This window comes from Bacteroides faecalis (assembly GCF_003865075.1).
GTDB classification, from domain to species: domain Bacteria; phylum Bacteroidota; class Bacteroidia; order Bacteroidales; family Bacteroidaceae; genus Bacteroides; species Bacteroides faecalis.
Genome location: NZ_BHWB01000001.1, coordinates 132,734 through 150,649, shown reverse-complemented (window position 1 = coordinate 150,649; position 17,916 = coordinate 132,734). Strand labels below are relative to the sequence as shown.

Below are 17,916 nucleotides of genomic sequence, written 5' to 3'. Positions count from 1 at the left end.
AGCCTTCTTATTAACAATTAATTTTTAGGGGCATATCCATGCTGAAGGTTTTCATGTCAGAGTCAGTCTGGTAAGTTTTCTTTTCTTCTGTCTGTTGTGTTGATAATATGAATTACACAGGTTTCACCGTTCTTTTGTCACTAAAATCGTGAAACTTGCGAAATACGAGCCTAAATGTATTATTATGATAGTCCGATTTTACTTCTGATGTCTCCACTGTCAATCAGAAATGTTTCGGCTAAATATATTCCGGATTCAAGCTACTAATAATAAACTATTTATTAAGTTTATTTCTTACATCATCATGTGTCTCCTGATGGAGAATTTCACTATCGCCATCGCGTTGATAGAAGTAAACGGAATATCCATTGGCTCATGATGAGTATTATAGCTAACTAATTTTAGGTATCCCTCCTTGTCCGAACGGTTTACGTACTTTACCGACAGATATTCATCCCCCTCGATATTAAACGAAACCAAATATATCTCTCCATAAATCAGATTACTGAAACTATTTATTTCCTTGTATCCCACAATATCACCCGATTTAAGAATCGGGTACATACTATCTCCACTCACATAAATCGCTCCGTCGCAGAAAGGAATACTCGGAATTTGTATCTTGACTACCGCATATTGTTGCTTGTCCGTGAAGAGAGTCTTCAGATTGGCTGCCGCCGTGATATCATACAGCGTTACACTGCGGTCATTGATTGCTTCTTTTGTTTTGGGATTGTGAATAATATCCACTTCTCTCTGTGTCAGTTCACTGTTACAAAAGATCGGATGATGTTTAGGATCGCTCTTTCCTACGAGTAACCAGTTATAATCTATGTCCTTTCCCATCTTATCTAGTAATAAAGGAAAATCGATTCGGTTCCGGGCACACCAGTTTGATACTGTAGCTCTGGAAACTCCTAGATATTCAGCTAGTTCACTATCTCTTTTAAGATTCAGGGCTTGTTTGGCACGCTTCACAATAGCTGTAACGTCTAAAAGTGTATCCATTTTCGGGTGTTTAAAATGATGTAAATAATTGAGAAGTTATTACTCTCTCATTGATAGCTTGTTATAAAATAATTGAGAATTAGTTTTTAAAACAATTGGTTTCTTAAGTTAAAATCGTATTGTCTTTGTAATACGATAATTACTAATTTGTTTCAAAAGCATAAATTAAAAATAGAATAACCATGAAAAAGCAAAGAAAGTTTACGGTCAGTTGCCAAAGAACTTGTTCACGCTCTCCTTGATGAGCGTATTTACTATCTGTAGTAGGTATATAGGTCACCAAGCTGTATATATATCCACCAATTCAGATCCATACGGATATCACTCTTTAAAATAACCCAATTTATTTATTGAATTAATAATTAATGATATGAAAATGAAAATTTCAACACAAAACTTATCTATTTCTTCTGTCTGCAAGCAATGTGGACGTGAACTCTCACAGGAATTTTTCTACGTGAATAGACAAACACAGTGTCTGGACATTTATTGTAAGGGATGTCGGAAGAAAATTGGCCGTTGCCCGTATAATAGCGGAAGTTGGATCAGAAAAGAACAACGGAATAAATACTCTTATCTCGTCATTACACAAGTAGAAGATCCATTAGTACGAATGGAACTCATTTTGCATGTATTAAAAGTGGTGCGCCAGAGTGTTGAGCATAAGAGAATAAAAATTCTCGAAGACGAAGCCGACCGGACGGATTACGTTTAAACAATAGCGTGTTTATTTATAGCGAATGACATTCTTATAAAAAATCAATAACGATATAGCATCAAAATAGAGTAATCATTATACTAAAGCAAATTAATCATGGTAAGAATAAAAAAACAGGGATTAGATTATTTCTTCATCAGTGAGGATCTTATCTACGACTGCGTGGTTCATTGGCTGATGAAGCGTGAAGGCGATGCAGTGCTAGGCATTCCACTTCGCAAGCCTCACTCACAATCCGCTTCCTTTCTGCATGTACAAAGTATTTTGATGCTACCATAGCGGCTCGTTCAATGATGGCGGGAGTGCGATATGTCCGCTTTGATCGTGTCGAAAATATAGTCTCTGGTGGTGGAGAAATAAATAAGCCGTATGAAGGAGAAGGCAATGGAGAATCATAGGATCCGCCGTAACTTCCAACGACTAAAAGCACAGAACGCAATAGCTGTAATGGCTTAACTGAATACTGGAATATAGGACTTAGCGGACCCCATTCGTGAAATGATCTTACCGTCGGAGACCTCATCAATTATACTTCCACCTTCTCCTATACTTCCGGGGATATCTCTGTCACACAGTTGCAAGATGTCTCTTTCAAAGGAAACAAGTTGTCGGTGTCCTATAAAAGCGTAGGTATGAGTCCGAACAACACTGACGTGTTCGACAAAATAAGAGGTGAAAGATGAGAATAACGTTCTGGTACGTACCATCAAATTCTTTATCACTCCTTACAACAAAGGAACCTCACTGACGAAGTTGGACTCTGTGCGCATCTCTACCCCTGGAGTGGACAACCACATCTATAAGTTTCAATTATACAGATATCGACAATGTACCTTCGATTTACACGACAGCTTTAGATCATTGGGGATTCTGCAACGGTGGTGACAGAGGAACGGTGCAAACCACTGTACCAAGCATACGTGAGGACGTTCTTCTCGGTCTGGATAGTGGTATCAGCTATACGCTCTATTATCAGGAGTCAACCGTGAACCGAGTGCCTTATGGACTCAGAAAGGAGTCTTGGACAGGATGACCAATCCTGACGGACTACGGACCAGCTTCTTTTACGAGGGAAATTACGGAGCTTTTCGTGACAACAGCAAGGAAGACGGAGCCTGTGATTACCTTCATCCGGTAGGTGGACTGCGCATTGCCCTCATCGAAGCTTACGATCAGCAGATCGATAAAAAGATAAAGAAGGAATACCGATATGGCCTTACCAATCCCAAACAGCCGACTTTCAAACCGGTTTGGGTTGGCGGTGCTATTAAGCATATCGTGACGCAACGAGATTATTATTCGAGTACCATTTTGGCAGCTCAAGGTGCGTCAGGTTATTGGTATGAACATCTCACGTTTTACAACTCCATGCCCGTATCCAACATTGCTTTTGATAACGGCAGTCCCGTGATGTATAATGTGGTCAGTGAGAAAGTGTCCGGTCAGGATGAGAATTTTCAGCGTACAATGTACTAACCAATGGAACTCACGATGGATAATTCGAGTTCAGGCCAGGAACCTGCATCCAACTATTTTCATTCCACATTGATGTCCTCACCGACCACCGGAAACGGGATACGGCAAGAAATACTCCGGTGGCTGCCGAGGACAACAGACCGGAGCCAGGATAGCACGTCTATCCAAGACCGGAGTAACCGGTACCCCATTATACACTGTGATGTACTATGATGAGCGTTACCGTGTTATCCAGCAGAAAGGCAATAACGAACTCAATGAAGGAAATAGTAAAGCTGCTAATCGCACGATAAAATAGCAGAAGTTGCTATATCAGGGTCTTTTCTGCCTAATAATTTTTTTTACTGAGTATGGTAGTGAAATAGTAATATTCAGTAAACTGTCTCCCAATAGCAGCGATAGTCACTTTTTATGAAACACTTGACAAACGACTTTTTTGTTGTATCTTTGGGAAAAGAAAAAAATAAAAACATGCATAGAATAAGAAAAATGGAAACATAATAATCTTGTAGTTCAGTACTCCTTTTGTGTTGGAATAGATATGAAATAAGGCATTGATCATTCGATCAATGCCTTATTTCGTTTATATTTCATCGTGAATCACTTGATTATTTGCCGATATTTCTGCGAAATGGTTTATAATAAATTTGAATATCGTTTATAATAAACGTGGACAGAATTTATTATAAACTCGAATTACATTTATTATAAATTAAATCCTTAATGTAAATAATGAGGAACGGATATTTTAGGCGATTCGAAAGTTTCATATCTTACTAAAGATTATTGGTAATATGAAAATACATAACGTCCGTTCAGATAATCGCTGATTTTCGAATCTCTTTATCTGATATCTATTTGGGCAGATGAATTTGAATGGTCTTTCCGTTTTTGACCGTCTGTTTGAATATCGGTTTTCCGGCTATAAGGACAGATACCTCATTCTTTCCATTTTTCGACCGCTTCACTTCCACGTCGAATTCCTTTTCAAAGGCTCGTACGCTTCTTAAATTCATGTGATCCCAGCTTTCCGGCAGATGAGGCGTCAGTGTAAATGAACGGAGTCCTGTAGGACGGATACCAAACATACCTTCCGTTATAATACGTGCATACAATCCACTTTCAGCGGATAAATGACGTTGATTGCCTTCGGGCCACGCTTCGATAGCATAAGGAACATGATCACCCAGCAAACGCTCATTGGAATAAAATTTTAAGTATTCAGTCGCTTTCTCTGCCTCTCCACAGGCATAGACACCACGCAAAGCATATAAAGTAGAACGGTCCCAGAATGTTTTACTTCCTGATTCGGTCAGTAAACCGTCTTTAGTCCATAGGTTAGGGGAGAACAATGCTTTAATTGTTTCGTCTTTGCGATCATGGATTCCTACTGTCAATGGAATACAAATCCATGAACGGAGTTTATCGTTCCCTTTGTAGTAGCGGTAAGTATCGAAACCTTCCACTTCACCTCCGAAGTAGCGGTCCATGTTTTCTTTCAATTGTCCTGCTTGTTTCTTATATTGAGCCAATTGTGTAGAACTAACACCGATTTCTTTTCCTAAATAACAGGCAGATAAAAGTGCGTCATAATACAAAGAAGAAGTACACAGATTTGCTTTTCCTGCTGGAAAACGTCCTTCCAATTCATCGGCGTCTGACGCTACTACTCCTTCCGGAGTCAATTGTCTTTTATTGTATTCAAGACACCACTCGATAAGTGGCCATAGCTTTTCAGCTTCCTCTTGATTTCCTCTAGCCAATGCATACCGGGCAGCTCCATACGCTACCATGGCAGCGTCGCCACGATCACCCGCTCCGCCCCAGGTGCTTAACCCCTCGGCAATGATCGAACTTGGAATCTTGTTATATTCCGGGTTCATGAAACGTGCGAAATGTTGGAATGAACAGAATGCAGACTGATTTCCTGTCTCATAACCCAGATAAGGGAAGAAAGGGTTGATGTACTCAGCCTGATCGTTTGCCCAAATAGCCGCATAGTAAGACTCTCCGCCGGGACCGTGCATCAAGCCACCTTTCGTATCATAGATACTTTCCGCACCACGGATTTTGGCAAAAGCAAACATCGTGTTAATAACAGGATCCGGTGTATCCAATATCAGGCGGTTCCATAAAGTGGCAACCAATGCTTCGCGTGCTTTCAGTTCTTTATCCACATCCATCACCAGTTCATTCTCGTTTGGTTTATATCCGGTGAAGAAGACGCTGAAGGTAACCTCTTCATTAGGTTTTAGTACTACCGTCTTTCCTCCTTGGATTTCTGCTACTAAGCGATAACTACCATCTACTCCCTGTTCCGGCTGAGTCTGAATGACAGAACGTGATTGAGGTATTTCTACTTTGATTTCCTGATCATTGCAATTACGCAACACATATTTCTCGCAGAAAGCAGGTTTATCAGTGGATGGAAATAAGATTCGTGTAAGTGCAACGTTCCCTCTATTGGCTTTGAACACACTGTTTACTGTGATCATACCATTCAAAGTAACATTTTCTACCTTTTCACTTTGCAGGCTCTGTCCGTTTACAGAAATCATATCAGGTATATTCCAAGCAAATCTACGAGTGAGAGAAGCGTGTGTATTGTTAGGAATAGTACGCAGCATAGGCCAAACAATACTTCTATTTACCGTAAATGCTCCTTTTTCATCAACTCCATAACGGATAACGGAGGAAACCTTCAAACCACTCATTTCAATATGATCTTGATGAGTTTCTCCTTTTTGGGGATTCCATGTGATACTTCCGTTTGGATTGATCCTCCAGCGATTTTCTGCCTGAACTACTTGAGTGAACAGGCAAGAGAGGCATAGAAGTAAAAGACAAAAAATGTGTTTCATAGGTTTTAATGTTTAAAAGTTGATATGATTCGTTTATATTCTTTTTCACTAATATGTATCATGGTTCCATGACGTGAATCGGGAATGGTAAACGGTTTGGGGAACGTCTAGAACTGAAACATAGCGACAGCTACAATACGATTATTACAAACAGCATGTGTATCTACAATCTTTCCGTTTGAATGTTCTACAGAGCCATACCAAGCAGTGCTGAGTGTATATTCTAATCCGAATTTCCAATTCGATACATTATAAGACAATTCGGCTCCTGCCGTAACGAGTTGATCAAGATTAGTACCTGTGCCATAAAGTTTACTACCGGCTTGCAGTTTATTACTTGTTCCGAGGTTCTTGGCATAACCGACAAATATACCCGGTTTCCACTTCTGACCGTAGACAGCATTCACCCAAGTACTTGATACTGTTATCGGAGTATATTTCTGTTCTCCCGTACGTTCATCGGTCGATTTAATTCCAAAACCTCCCAATCCGGAAGCCTGAGTCAGATTGGAACCTAAAACGGTTTTAGCACCTAAAAACCAGTCTTTATTAGTGTATTTTACATGAGCTTCATAAGACAGAGTTGTGATTCGTTCATTTACTTTATAAGTATGGCCGTTTTCTCCGGTAGCTTGTGTACGTGGCTTTAACGAGAGCAGTTCAATACCTGCACCTGCCAACAAACCTTCTGATTTATAATCTGCACCTACATAGACTTCAGGTATACAACTATTTTTTATATATGCCTGACTTTTACCCGCAGGACCTTGTGACAGATATTGAGATTGCCAAAGCAATGCTCCTGTCAATTGTAAGTTCCTATCTGTATAACGGTAACGAATCTGAGGTGAACGATTAAAAGGTTGGAAAGGAGCTCCTGTGGCTAGATTGAGTATTTGTGGGGAAACATCACCAAACAAAGGATGCCAAGTTTGTCCGACTAATAAAGCTGAAGTACCCCAATCCAGATTCAGATAGGCATGGCGGATACGGACAGTTGAGTATGAACTACCTGAACCGCGTAAATCTACTTCCACTTTAGCAGAAGTTTTTGCTGTTCCTAATTTCGGTCCGGCAACATCAATTCCTAAACGGGAGTAAAGAATATAGAAACTACCATTTGCTGTTCCATTCAAATCATTACCGTCATCATCGCGTACTTTATCCTTCGGGTACATATAGAATAATCCGTCCACAGTCTCTTCGTTTGCGCGGCTGTTATAGAAAAGATCAGTGCGGATTTGTCCGTAGAATTTGTAACTAAAGTTTTTCTTTTGTGCGAAGACACCTGAGGTAATCAGGATACTTAATGCGATAAAACAGAATCTCTTCATAATGTGCTTGTTTATAAACGAGCGCAAAATTACAAAAATCTATCTGATTCTCCGCAAACACACCTAATATTTTTAGTATATTAGCGCTCAAAAAGCAGGGATTATGAACATATTCAGTTTTACGGCTCATTTCGGTTCGGAGGAAGATTGTCGTTTGCATTTCAAGGAGCAGCGTGATAAGGAAGGGGTTGTCTGCAAGCGATGCGGGGGCACTTCCCATTATTGGTTACAGGGTAAATGGAGTTATGAATGCAAAGGTTGCCGTTTCCGCACCTCGTTGCGCAGCGGTACGATCATGGAGAGCTCCAAGCTGCCGTTTCTGGTGTGGTACAAAACGATGTTCCTGATGAGTTGCACAAAAAAGGGATTCTCCACCAACGAACTCCAGAAGCAATTAGGATTGAAGCGTTACGAACCGGTATGGGCGATGGTACACAAACTCCGCAGGGCGATGGGCAACCGGGATGCAAGGTATACACTGGAAGGGATGATAGAACTGGATGAGGGTTACTTTTCGGTGGCCAGTAAGGAAATCGAGCGAGGCAAGGGTACACGTGGCCGGGGAGCCGAGGGAAAGCAGAACGTTGCGGTGATGGCCGAAAGCACCCCGTTGGAAGATATCGAAACGGGCAAAAAGGAGAAGCATGTGCGTTATTTCAAGGCCAGGGTACTGGATAGCCATCAAAGTGAAGGAATCAACGGCGTGGTCAGGGACTGCATGGAGGATGATGCCATCGTATTTTCGGACAAAAGCACTTCTTACGTTGACATCTCCGATCTGGTGGAATTGCACGTCACCGAGAAATCAGACGCCAAAACCACCAAGGAAACACTCAAATGGGTGCATATCGCAATCAGTAATGCAAAACGGACATTGCTGGGCAACTACCATAAAATCAAAAGGAAATACTTACAGTTGTATCTCAACGAGTTTATTTACAAATTAAACAGACGGTATTTTGGAGACAAACTCTTTGACAGACTAGTAATTGCGAATATAACAGGTGCATAAACGGATAATCAGAAAAATCTATTTGCTTTTCAGAATTTAATCCTAGAAAACTATAAATGTAATGGTCTTATTGTAAATGATAAAGTCGTTTATAAGGAGAAATTAGACTCATATAAACGACTTTATCATTATTTATTGTAATTACATATGCTTGTAAGTCCCCCTTTTGTGTATTAAAGAATATTCTTGATTGCTTTTTTGCTACAGAAGGAAGACTTTAAGACTATAACTTACTAAAAAGACTATTAACTGCCTGCTGATATTTATCAATACAATTACTCTTATGTATAGCCTTTAATGACTTCTTATCTGCTTCAGGAAGAAGATATTCCCAGAAAGACTTCATTTTATTCACAAGCTGTGTGTCTCCACCGTTGAGTTGTTGTTTGTATTGTTGGTAAACGATAGCATGCATTTCCTGTATCTTCTTAGCCATTTCGTCAGAAGATAACTTTTTTCCTGATTTGTATTCCAAAGCCAATGCAGGGTTAGCCAATAATCCGCGACCTATCATAATTCCGGCTAATGTAGGAAATTGTTCTTTGATGGCTTGAATTTCCTCTACATTGTTGATATCACCATTATAGATTAGCGGGTGTTTGCATACATTCTGGAATGTAGCAAAACCTTTAAGGTTTACCTCTCCTTTATATTGTTGTTTACCTAATCGGGGATGCATAGTTATCTTACGTAAAGGCAATTCATTCAGTAAAGGTGCTAGTTGAATGCATTCGTCCGGATTCTCCCATCCCAATCTCATCTTAATAGAGAAACTGATTTGAGGATATTTCGTGACTATACTTAGTAACGCTTTTACTTCTTCCGGATAAGGAAGAATGCCGGAACCATTATGTCGTTTAGTCAATAGTGGAAACGGACAGCCTAAATTAATATCTGCCTCCTTATAACCTTTCTCGATGAAAAGGGATAAAATTGTTTCTGCCTTTTCTGGTAATGAAGCTAACAGTTGAGGAACTAAGTGAGGTACATGATTGTTTTCTGCATCTATTTCCCGTTTATCTTTATTACGAAAATTACCTTTCTCCAACCGGACAAATGGAGTATAGTAGGTATCTACACCTCCAAAACAGGTGGCATGTGCATTACGGTAAATGGCTTCAGTATAGCCTTGTAATGGAGCGAAATGGATGGGAAGAATCTCTTGCATTGCTTTATTTTTGTCGCAAAGATACTGAAAGTAAAAGATAGGGACCTCACAGTTTCTCTTTTTCTGGTGTTAAATTGATTAAAGTCTGATTGTTACTCTGTATTTGAATGTTCATTATCTATTCGGATATTTGGATATATATAGTTTTTATTCCATTTTCGATAGGCTTATTGATAGAAAATAACTACATTTGTATACATTTCAAATGAAATAAATATGAAGGTAAAGAAAATTAGTGCTGCTAATGTTGAGGCTTTTGCACTTCCTAAATTATTCGATGAAGAAAAAATCGATTTTCAACCAATTCAATGCGTTAATTGGGCTGCATATCCTTACAAACCTAAAGTGAGTTTTCGGATTGCTCATACAAAAGATGCTGTTTTATTGCATTTTAAGGTAAAAGAGGCGAGTGTTCGCGCAAAATATGGAGAAGATAACGGTGCTGTATGGACCGATTCTTGTGTTGAGTTCTTCTCTATTCCGGCGGGAGACGGAGTATATTATAATATAGAGTGCAACTGTATCGGAACAATATTGATTGGTGCCGGAGCTACCCGTAACGGACGTGAACATGCTCCGGAGGAAATAACATCCCTTGTACAGCGTTGGGCTAGTTTAGGAAAAGAACCGTTTGAAGAACGCATAGGAGATGGAGATATTACTTGGGAAGTTGCATTGATCATTCCTTATGCAGTCTTTTTTAAACATCAGATACATTCATTGGACGGAAGAGAGATTAAAGCTAATTTTTATAAATGTGGTGATGATTTACAAACGCCTCATTTCCTTTCATGGAATCCGATTGTGATAGAACAACCGGATTTTCATCGTCCGGATTTCTTTGGTATGTTGGAATTTGAATAATTCTCTTCATAAATAAAAAGATGCACTGAAATTGGGAAAAACAAGTATATCTTTCACTTCAATCAACCGCATGATTCGACAGAGTCATGCGGTTGATTGAAGTGAAAGAAGCGGTTAGTTTACATAAAAGAAGTACTTGACTGTATCCGATTAACCGTATGTTTTTTGTTCCACAAATACTGGGAAGTTTGTTTGCAAACTCTTCAGTCTTTTTTTTAAAGATAAGGAAGATTGGAAACAAATATAGCAGTCTTTTTCTGAAATTCTATAGTGTTTTCGCGGTGTTTTATTAATGCAAACCATCTTTCCTTCATCTTCATATTTTGGACTATTCTTCTGTAAATCAGATAATTGTATTGCGTCATCTTTTTTATCCCATTTGTATCGAGATAGTTATATATATCCATTATACTAAATCTATAATTCTACTGAATGGTAAGTGCTTTTTAGTTTTGCCTCGTGATAAGTAAAGGGGGGAAACGTTTATATAAGTAAATTGTTGAACTACATTAGTATGAAGTTTAGACTAAGAGACGATTACACTGATTGCTTCATCTTAGGAATGGATGACGCAATGCAATTGCCAGATTTACAGAAGAATAGTCCAAAATATGAAGATGAAGGAAAGATGAATTAAAATGGAAATAGTAGCCGGAAATGTTGAAATAAACTATAATCAAATAAAAAGGTGGTGCCTTTTGTAGAACACCACCTTTGCTTTTATTGAAAAGTAACTATCTGTTATTTTACAATTCCTCGTTCCGAGCTCTTGACAAAGTTTACAATGTTTTCAATCTCTTCACTCATTGGTACCTGATCAACGATTTTCTGCACTGCATCTTGTACGCTGAAGTTACCTTGGTAAATCAGACGATAGGCATTTGCAATGTGGCGGAGAATTCTCTCTGACGTATTGTGATGTTGTGACAAGACTACGGCATTTACTCCGTGATAAGCAACCGGATTTCCGGACATAATTACGTATGGAGGTACGTCTTTCGAAATACGGCAACCACTTTGTACGAGCGTCCAGCTTCCTATATGGCAATATTGATGGAGGGTAACGTTTCCGCTCAGGATGACACAATCATCCAATACACATTCTCCGGCAATGGTTGTTCCAATGCCGACTACACAATTATTGCCTATTTGAACATCATGACAAAGGTGTACTTTATCCATCAGGTAATTACCGTTTCCGATCTTTGTAGCATTTCCGGCAAAAGTGGCACGACTAATGACTACATTTTCGCGGATATCGTTGTTATCTCCGATGATCAAACTGCTTTCTTCTCCGGTATAGTGAAAGTCTTGTGGTTCCGCTCCCAGGACAGCATTCTGATGTATTTTATTTCCTTTTCCTATTTTTGTTCCTTTCAGGATACTAGCATAAGACATGATGATACAATCATCTCCTATTTCCACTCCTTTTTCGATATAAGCAAAAGGCTGAATGGTTACATTCTTTCCTACTTTTGCTTCAGGGTCTACATAAGCTAACGGACTAATCATAATAGTATATGTTTAAAGTTAATCTTCTCTTCCACCACCTAATGCCTGATAGAGGTTTACTACTGCTTGCATTCGGTCAAATGTATCGGAAACCTGAGAAATTTGTGCACTCAGGTGAGATTGTTGAGCTGACAGAACTTCTAGGTAAGTGGAGGTCCCTAAGTTAAACAATTCCTTGGTATCGTTAGCAGCTTTTTGTGCAGCTTCTACCTGTATTTTTCTGGATTCTGCCTTTTCACTGGTTGTTTGATATAAACTCAATGCATTGCTGACTTCACTTCCGGCATTCAATAATGCTTGTTGGAAGGCCAGTTTAGCTTCTGCTTCCTGTGCTTTGGCAATCTTCAGTTTGGCAATGTTGGAACCATTATAGAACAATGGTTGAGTTAAAGAACCGATAGCAGTTGCCAGAAACTTACCCGGATTGATAATTGTCGAACCTGCACTATTGGTCCATCCTGCCGAACCACTTAATGTAATCTTAGGATAGAAATTGGAACGCGCTACATTAGTATTGTAGTAAGAAGCTGCTAAAGCCATTTCTGCAGCTTTGATATCCGGACGGTTTGAAAGCAACTGTAAGGGAACGCCTACAGAGAATTCGCTTGGCAACGATTGTGCATCTAATGTGCTGCGTTTGATACTTTGCGGAGCCTGGCCAAGTAAGACTGATAAAGAGTTTTCTACTTCACGAATACTCTGTTCGATATCTGGCAATGAAGCAAGTACCTGAGCATAAGCAGCTCTGCTTTGTTCTACACCTGCGCTGTTAATGTTATACATTGCACCCTCTTTCATCGCTTCCATCGCTTCTGTATTCCGTTTCAGAATGTCTGCTGTTTCACGACTGATCTCCAGCTGTTTGTCCAACATCATCAACGTATAATACATATTGGCAACATTGGCTATGATTTGAGTTTGAACAGCTTGGCGGTAAGCTTGCATTTGTTTAACATTAACTTCGGCACCTCTTTTGGTATTCAATATTCCACCGAACAAACTTATTTCCCAACTGGCTGCTACCGGAAGAGAGTAGGTCTTTGAGGCTGCTTTATGATTAAAGCTGCTGATAGTACCTTGCGGTGATAAAGCCAGTGAAGGAGCATAGGCCAATTTAGCAGCCAGTAAAGGAGCTTGCGCTTCTTTTACTTTTAAAATAGCGGATTGTAAATCTGTATTTTGTTTCAGTCCCAGTTCAATGAGTGATTGAAGTTGTGGGTCAGTAAATACAGTCTTCCATGGCAGATTGCCGAAGTTGGTTGTATCCGAAACCAGTGTATCATTTTCCGCTACCGGGTCACGATACAGGCCGGCGGTATTAATGTCTTCGGGTCTGTCGTATGACTTATAGATGTGGCAGCTGCTCAGTAGAGCAGTTGCACACAACATATATATAATCTGTTTCTTCATATCGAATTTCATTATTTAGCGTATTGTTCAATCTCAGTTTCAGCATCTGCATTGTCGATATCTTCCCATTCCATCGGTTTAATTTTCTCTTGCAGATATTGGAAGACAACGAATAAAGCAGGAACAATGAAGATCTGGCAAATCATACCGATTAACATACCACCGATGGAAGCTGTACCCAATGTACGGTTACCATGAGCACCTACACCGAATGCAAACATCAGCGGAAGTAAACCTACGACCATAGCAAGTGATGTCATCAAAATAGGACGGAGACGAGCACCGGCTCCCAGAACGGCTGCCCAAGTAATACTCATACCCATCTTACGACGGTCGAGGGCGAACTCTACAATTAGGATGGCGTTTTTCGCCAACAGACCCATCAACATGATTAATGCAATCTGCATATAAATGTTGTTGGACATCGTTCCCAGAATCATCTTCAATGACGATATACTACCGATAGCACTCATTCCATTAACAAATAAGAAACTACCCAGCAAACCGAATGGAATGGAGAGCAATACAGCCAACGGAAGAATGTAACTCTCGTATTGTGCACTTAACAATAGGTAAACGAAGACGAAACAGAGAACAAAAATCAAACCTGTTGTACTGCCGCTACTCTGTGCCTCCTCACGTGCCATACCTCCTAATTCGTAAGTATATCCTGTCGGAAGATTCTGTTGTGCTACTTCAGAAAGTGCCTGCAAAGCCTGACCGGAAGTATAACCGGGAGCAGGAGCAACCATTACTTTCATTGAAGTGTACATATTGAAACGGCTGATAATATCCGGTCCGTATACTTTCTCCACAGATATAAACTGACTGATCGGTGCCATCTCACCACTGTTGTTTCGAACCTTGATATTCTTCAGAGATTCCAAGTTCTTACGTGATAATGGATCCGACTGGATCATCACACGATACATCTTACCGAAACGGTTGAAGTTGGATGCATACAAACCTCCGTAATATCCTTGCATGGTAGTAAGGATGTCGTTCGGGCTGATACCTGCCTTCTTACAAACTGCTGCGTCAATATCGATCATATATTGCGGGAAGTTCGGGTTGAAAGAGGTCTTTGCCGAGTTGATTTCCGGACGTTTTTCCAATGCTGCCGTATAATCATTGACTACATCAAAGAATTTATTTAATTCACCACCGGTTTTATCCTGCATATTTACTTCAATATCTGTAGATGCTGAATAACCCGGGATCATCGGAGGTGCGAAGAATAATACCTGTGCTTCCTTAATAATCTTCTGTGCACGCATATATAAAGTGGCAACAATCAGATCGGAGTTTTGTGTTACAGAACGATCATCCCAGTCTTTCAATTTGATAATGAAAGAACCATAGGAAGGTCCCTGACCACCGATAAAGCTGAATCCTGAAATCAATGTACGTGATGCTACGGCAGGGTCGGAAGCGATCAAGCTATCAACACGTGCCAATATTTGTTCAGAACGGTCCTGTGATGTACCCGGAGGCAATGTTACTGCACCCATCAATGTACCGGTATCTTCATTAGGCACCATACCTGTCGGCGTAATTCCCATAAAGAATATTAGCAATACGATAGAAATAGCAACCAATCCTAAAGATAACCATTTCTTCTGAATGAAGAACAGGACACGTTTCTTATATCGTTTCAAGATAGAATCGTATGCTGCATTGAAAGAGGCATGGAAACGATCTACGAACGACTTTTTCTTGTTTTCATGTCCATCACCGGTATGTGGTTTCAGGAATATAGCACAAAGGGCAGGACTCAAAGTCAAAGCGTTCAATGCGGACAAACCAATAGCGATTGCCATGGTCAAACCGAACTGACGGTAGAACGTACCTGCTGTACCACCCATGAAACTTACGGGGATAAACACCGCCATCATAACTAATGTAATAGATACGATAGCTCCTCCCAGTTCACGCATTGCATCGATAGAGGCTTGACGGGCGGATGTGTAGCCCTGGTCTAGCTTGGCATGCACACCCTCGACGACCACAATCGCATCATCGACCACAATGGCAATGGCGAGAACTAGAGCACATAAGGTCAGCAAGTTCAAACTAAATCCGATCAACGACAGGATAAAGAAGGTACCGATCAAAGCTACCGGAATAGCAATAGTCGGGATTAATGTAGAGCGTAAATCCTGCAAGAAGATATATACTACGATAAACACCAATATAAATGCTTCGATCAAAGTCTTCAATACTTCATGGATAGAAGCAAATAAGAAGTCGTTTGCATTCATGGATACGTTTAACTTCAATCCTGTAGGCAGAGTCTTAGACGCTTCATCCAAAAGTTTTTCTATATCGGTAATAGTCTGGGTTGCGTTAGTACCTGCCATCTGGTAAACGATACAAGTAACAGCCTTATGTCCGTTTACGCGGTTGGTAAAGTTATATCCCAAACGGTCTAATTCTATCTCTGCAATATCTTTCAGACGAAGAACTTCGCCACCCGGCTGTGACTTGATAACGATATTTTCGAACTCTTCCGGTTGTTGTAAACGTCCTTTGTAACGGATGGTGTATTGAAAAGTCTGGTTACTACGTTCACCAAACTGACCGGGAGCTGCTTCGATATTCTGTTCTGCCAATGCGGCAGCTACATCACTCGGAATTAATTTATACTGGGCCATTACGTCCGGACGCAACCAAATACGCATAGAGTAGTCCTGACCCATTACATTCGCATCACCTACACCTTGTACACGCTGAACCTGTGGAATTAAGTTGATCTTGGCATAGTTCTCAATAAATGCGTTGGAATAAGTGTCGCTTTCATCGTAAAGTGAAAATACGACCAGCATAGAAGTCTGGCGTTTTTGAGTGGTTACACCGACTTTGGTAACTTCGGCTGGTAATAATCCCTGTGCCATAGCAACACGATTCTGTACATTGACAGCCGCCATGTCTGGATCCGTTCCTTGTTTGAAATATATAGAAATGTCACCGGAACCTGTGTTAGATGCGCTGGAAGTCATATACATCATGTTTTCTACACCGTTGATCTGCTCTTCCAGCGGAGCGATTACGGAGTTTAATACGGTTGATGCACTTGCACCCGTATAAGTAGCTCTTACCGATACGGTAGGAGGAGCAATATCCGGATATTGGGTGATAGGTAATGTTACCAATCCAATAGCACCCAAGATTACTATCAAAATAGAAATAACTGTTGATAGTACCGGACGGTTAATAAAATTATCTAATTTCATACGGTTATCTGAATTATTAATTGAAAGCAGTGGCTAAGTTGCCATCGTGTTGATCTTTCAAAGCTTGTTGATAGTTCGCTTCTTTTTGTGCCGGAGTGATAGGTTGTATTTTCATTCCGTCTTTCAGTGTTTGTACGCCTTCTATAACGATCTTGTCTCCGGAATTCAAACCGGAAGTTACTAAGTAATCTTTTCCGTTATCCAGATTGAAAATTGTGATTTCTGTGTATTTTACAGTGTTATCCGGTTGTAATGTATAAACAAATTTCTTGTCTTGGATTTCAACTGTTGCTGATTGAGGGATGTTAATCGCATTTTCCATATTATAAGGAATGAGAATATTAGCACTACCACCACTATGCAGAATGTGATTGTCATTAGGGAACTTAGCACGCATAAGCACAGAACCGTTTTCAATGACTCCGGTTACTATTTCAATTTTACCTTCTGCATCATACATTGTTCCATCTATCAGTTGTAGTTTTACAGCCGGCATTTTGTTGAGTTCTTCTTTAATGTCACCGCTTTTTGCCATAGCCAACAGCTCTTTCTCAGTCATGTTGAAATATACATTAACCTCTCCTAATTCAGATACTGTAGTCATTGGTGTTGCCATTGAAGGACTTACCAACGCTCCTAAACGATAAGGAATCTTGCTAATGATACCGTCTGTCGGGCTTTTTACTTGAGTGAAAGATAAGTTTTGTTTGGCAGTAGTCAGTTGCGCTTGTGCTTGTGCCAATTGTGCCTGGGCTTGCGCCAAAGAATTTTCTGCCATTGACAAATCATAGTCACTGATTATCTGCTTCTTGTTTAGTTCACGCTTATTGTCAACAGTTATTTGTTGAGTATTTACAGCAGCTTCTGCTGTTTTAATGGCAGCTTCCGCAGTACGTACCGCAGCTGCATATTGAACGGGATCAATGATGAACAGTACTTGTCCTTTGCGAACAGTAGCTCCTTCGTCTACACATAATTTCGTGATAAATCCCGATACTTGCGGACGGATTTCTACATCTTGTTTTCCTTCAATTGTAGCAGCAGGATGCGAAGACATTAAAGATACGGTGCTCTTTTGTACTTCTTGTACTGCAAATTCAGGGACTTTTCCCGTATCGTTTCCCTTATTGCCGCAACTAGACAATAGGGCTACGCAAAATGCAAATAAAACAATTCTACTTTTCATACTTAACTATTTATCTGTTTTTTTAATGATTATGCGTTTGTTGCTGGCGTGTTGTTCAATGAGTAAGATAGGTGATTTAAAGAAAACAGCCGGAAACTGATTGAGCGAAATCAGTTTCCGGCTGCAAAAGTACT

General features: G+C 40.1%; 14 protein-coding genes. 6 read left to right on the top strand and 8 right to left on the bottom strand.

The features are described from left to right. Positions 1-294 precede the first annotated feature (294 nt). The gene (locus tag EJF25_RS00630) at positions 295-1,008 is read right to left on the bottom strand and encodes a LexA family transcriptional regulator (RefSeq protein WP_125039596.1); all 714 of its coding nucleotides are present in this window, start codon (positions 1,006-1,008) and stop codon (positions 295-297) included. A 370-nt stretch (positions 1,009-1,378) separates the two neighbouring features. Here EJF25_RS00630 and EJF25_RS00625 point away from each other — a divergent pair, with 370 nt between their 5' ends. The 4 genes from EJF25_RS00625 (at position 1,379) to EJF25_RS00610 (ending at position 3,202) form a co-directional block, all read left to right on the top strand. Then, positions 1,379-1,723, top strand: coding sequence for a hypothetical protein (locus tag EJF25_RS00625; protein ID WP_125039595.1), 345 nt, complete (start codon positions 1,379-1,381; stop codon positions 1,721-1,723). A gap of 99 nt (positions 1,724-1,822) precedes the next feature. After that, positions 1,823-2,005 carry a hypothetical protein gene (locus tag EJF25_RS00620; protein ID WP_125039594.1) on the top strand — a complete coding sequence of 61 codons (183 nt, stop codon included), beginning with the start codon at positions 1,823-1,825 and terminating at the stop codon, positions 2,003-2,005. A 393-nt stretch (positions 2,006-2,398) separates the two neighbouring features. After that, positions 2,399-2,611, top strand: coding sequence for a hypothetical protein (locus EJF25_RS24685; RefSeq protein WP_148098080.1), 213 nt, complete (start codon positions 2,399-2,401; stop codon positions 2,609-2,611). A 135-nt stretch (positions 2,612-2,746) separates the two neighbouring features. Continuing rightward, entirely contained in the window at positions 2,747-3,202 is a 456-nt protein-coding gene (locus EJF25_RS00610; protein WP_125039592.1) for a hypothetical protein, read from the top strand. Between the two features lie 854 nt (positions 3,203-4,056). Here the strand turns inward: EJF25_RS00610 and EJF25_RS00605 are convergent. After that, positions 4,057-6,063 (bottom strand): hypothetical protein, encoded by a 2,007-nt coding sequence (locus EJF25_RS00605; protein WP_125039591.1) that lies wholly within the window; start codon positions 6,061-6,063, stop codon positions 4,057-4,059. Positions 6,064-6,170: 107 nt separating this feature from the next. Then, positions 6,171-7,397 carry a DcaP family trimeric outer membrane transporter gene (locus tag EJF25_RS00600; protein ID WP_125039590.1) on the bottom strand — a complete coding sequence of 409 codons (1,227 nt, stop codon included), beginning with the start codon at positions 7,395-7,397 and terminating at the stop codon, positions 6,171-6,173. 103 nt (positions 7,398-7,500) lie between these two features. On the opposite strand from EJF25_RS00600, the gene EJF25_RS00590 reads away from it, so the two are divergent. Continuing rightward, the gene (locus EJF25_RS00590) at positions 7,501-8,409 is read left to right on the top strand and encodes an IS1595-like element ISBbi1 family transposase (RefSeq protein WP_005807145.1); all 909 of its coding nucleotides are present in this window, start codon (positions 7,501-7,503) and stop codon (positions 8,407-8,409) included. Positions 8,410-8,632: 223 nt separating this feature from the next. On the opposite strand, the gene EJF25_RS00585 is transcribed toward EJF25_RS00590, so the two are convergent. Then, the gene (locus EJF25_RS00585) at positions 8,633-9,577 is read right to left on the bottom strand and encodes a tRNA-dihydrouridine synthase family protein (protein ID WP_125039588.1); all 945 of its coding nucleotides are present in this window, start codon (positions 9,575-9,577) and stop codon (positions 8,633-8,635) included. A gap of 216 nt (positions 9,578-9,793) precedes the next feature. Here EJF25_RS00585 and EJF25_RS00580 point away from each other — a divergent pair, with 216 nt between their 5' ends. Further along, positions 9,794-10,441 (top strand): carbohydrate-binding family 9-like protein, encoded by a 648-nt coding sequence (locus EJF25_RS00580; protein ID WP_125039587.1) that lies wholly within the window; start codon positions 9,794-9,796, stop codon positions 10,439-10,441. Between the two features lie 741 nt (positions 10,442-11,182). Here the strand turns inward: EJF25_RS00580 and lpxA are convergent. Genes lpxA through EJF25_RS00560 form a run of 4 tightly spaced genes read right to left on the bottom strand, consistent with a single transcriptional unit; the run spans position 11,183 to position 17,782 of the window. Continuing rightward, positions 11,183-11,953 carry an acyl-ACP--UDP-N-acetylglucosamine O-acyltransferase gene (gene lpxA, locus EJF25_RS00575; protein WP_125039586.1) on the bottom strand — a complete coding sequence of 257 codons (771 nt, stop codon included), beginning with the start codon at positions 11,951-11,953 and terminating at the stop codon, positions 11,183-11,185. Between the two features lie 18 nt (positions 11,954-11,971). Then, complete coding sequence (locus EJF25_RS00570) at positions 11,972-13,363, bottom strand: TolC family protein (protein WP_125039585.1); 1,392 nt, start codon at positions 13,361-13,363, stop codon at positions 11,972-11,974. 11 nt (positions 13,364-13,374) lie between these two features. Further along, positions 13,375-16,596, bottom strand: a complete 3,222-nt coding sequence (locus EJF25_RS00565; protein ID WP_125039584.1) for an efflux RND transporter permease subunit — start codon at positions 16,594-16,596, stop codon at positions 13,375-13,377. A 16-nt stretch (positions 16,597-16,612) separates the two neighbouring features. Beyond that, positions 16,613-17,782 carry an efflux RND transporter periplasmic adaptor subunit gene (locus tag EJF25_RS00560; RefSeq protein WP_125039583.1) on the bottom strand — a complete coding sequence of 390 codons (1,170 nt, stop codon included), beginning with the start codon at positions 17,780-17,782 and terminating at the stop codon, positions 16,613-16,615. Positions 17,783-17,916 lie beyond the last annotated feature (134 nt).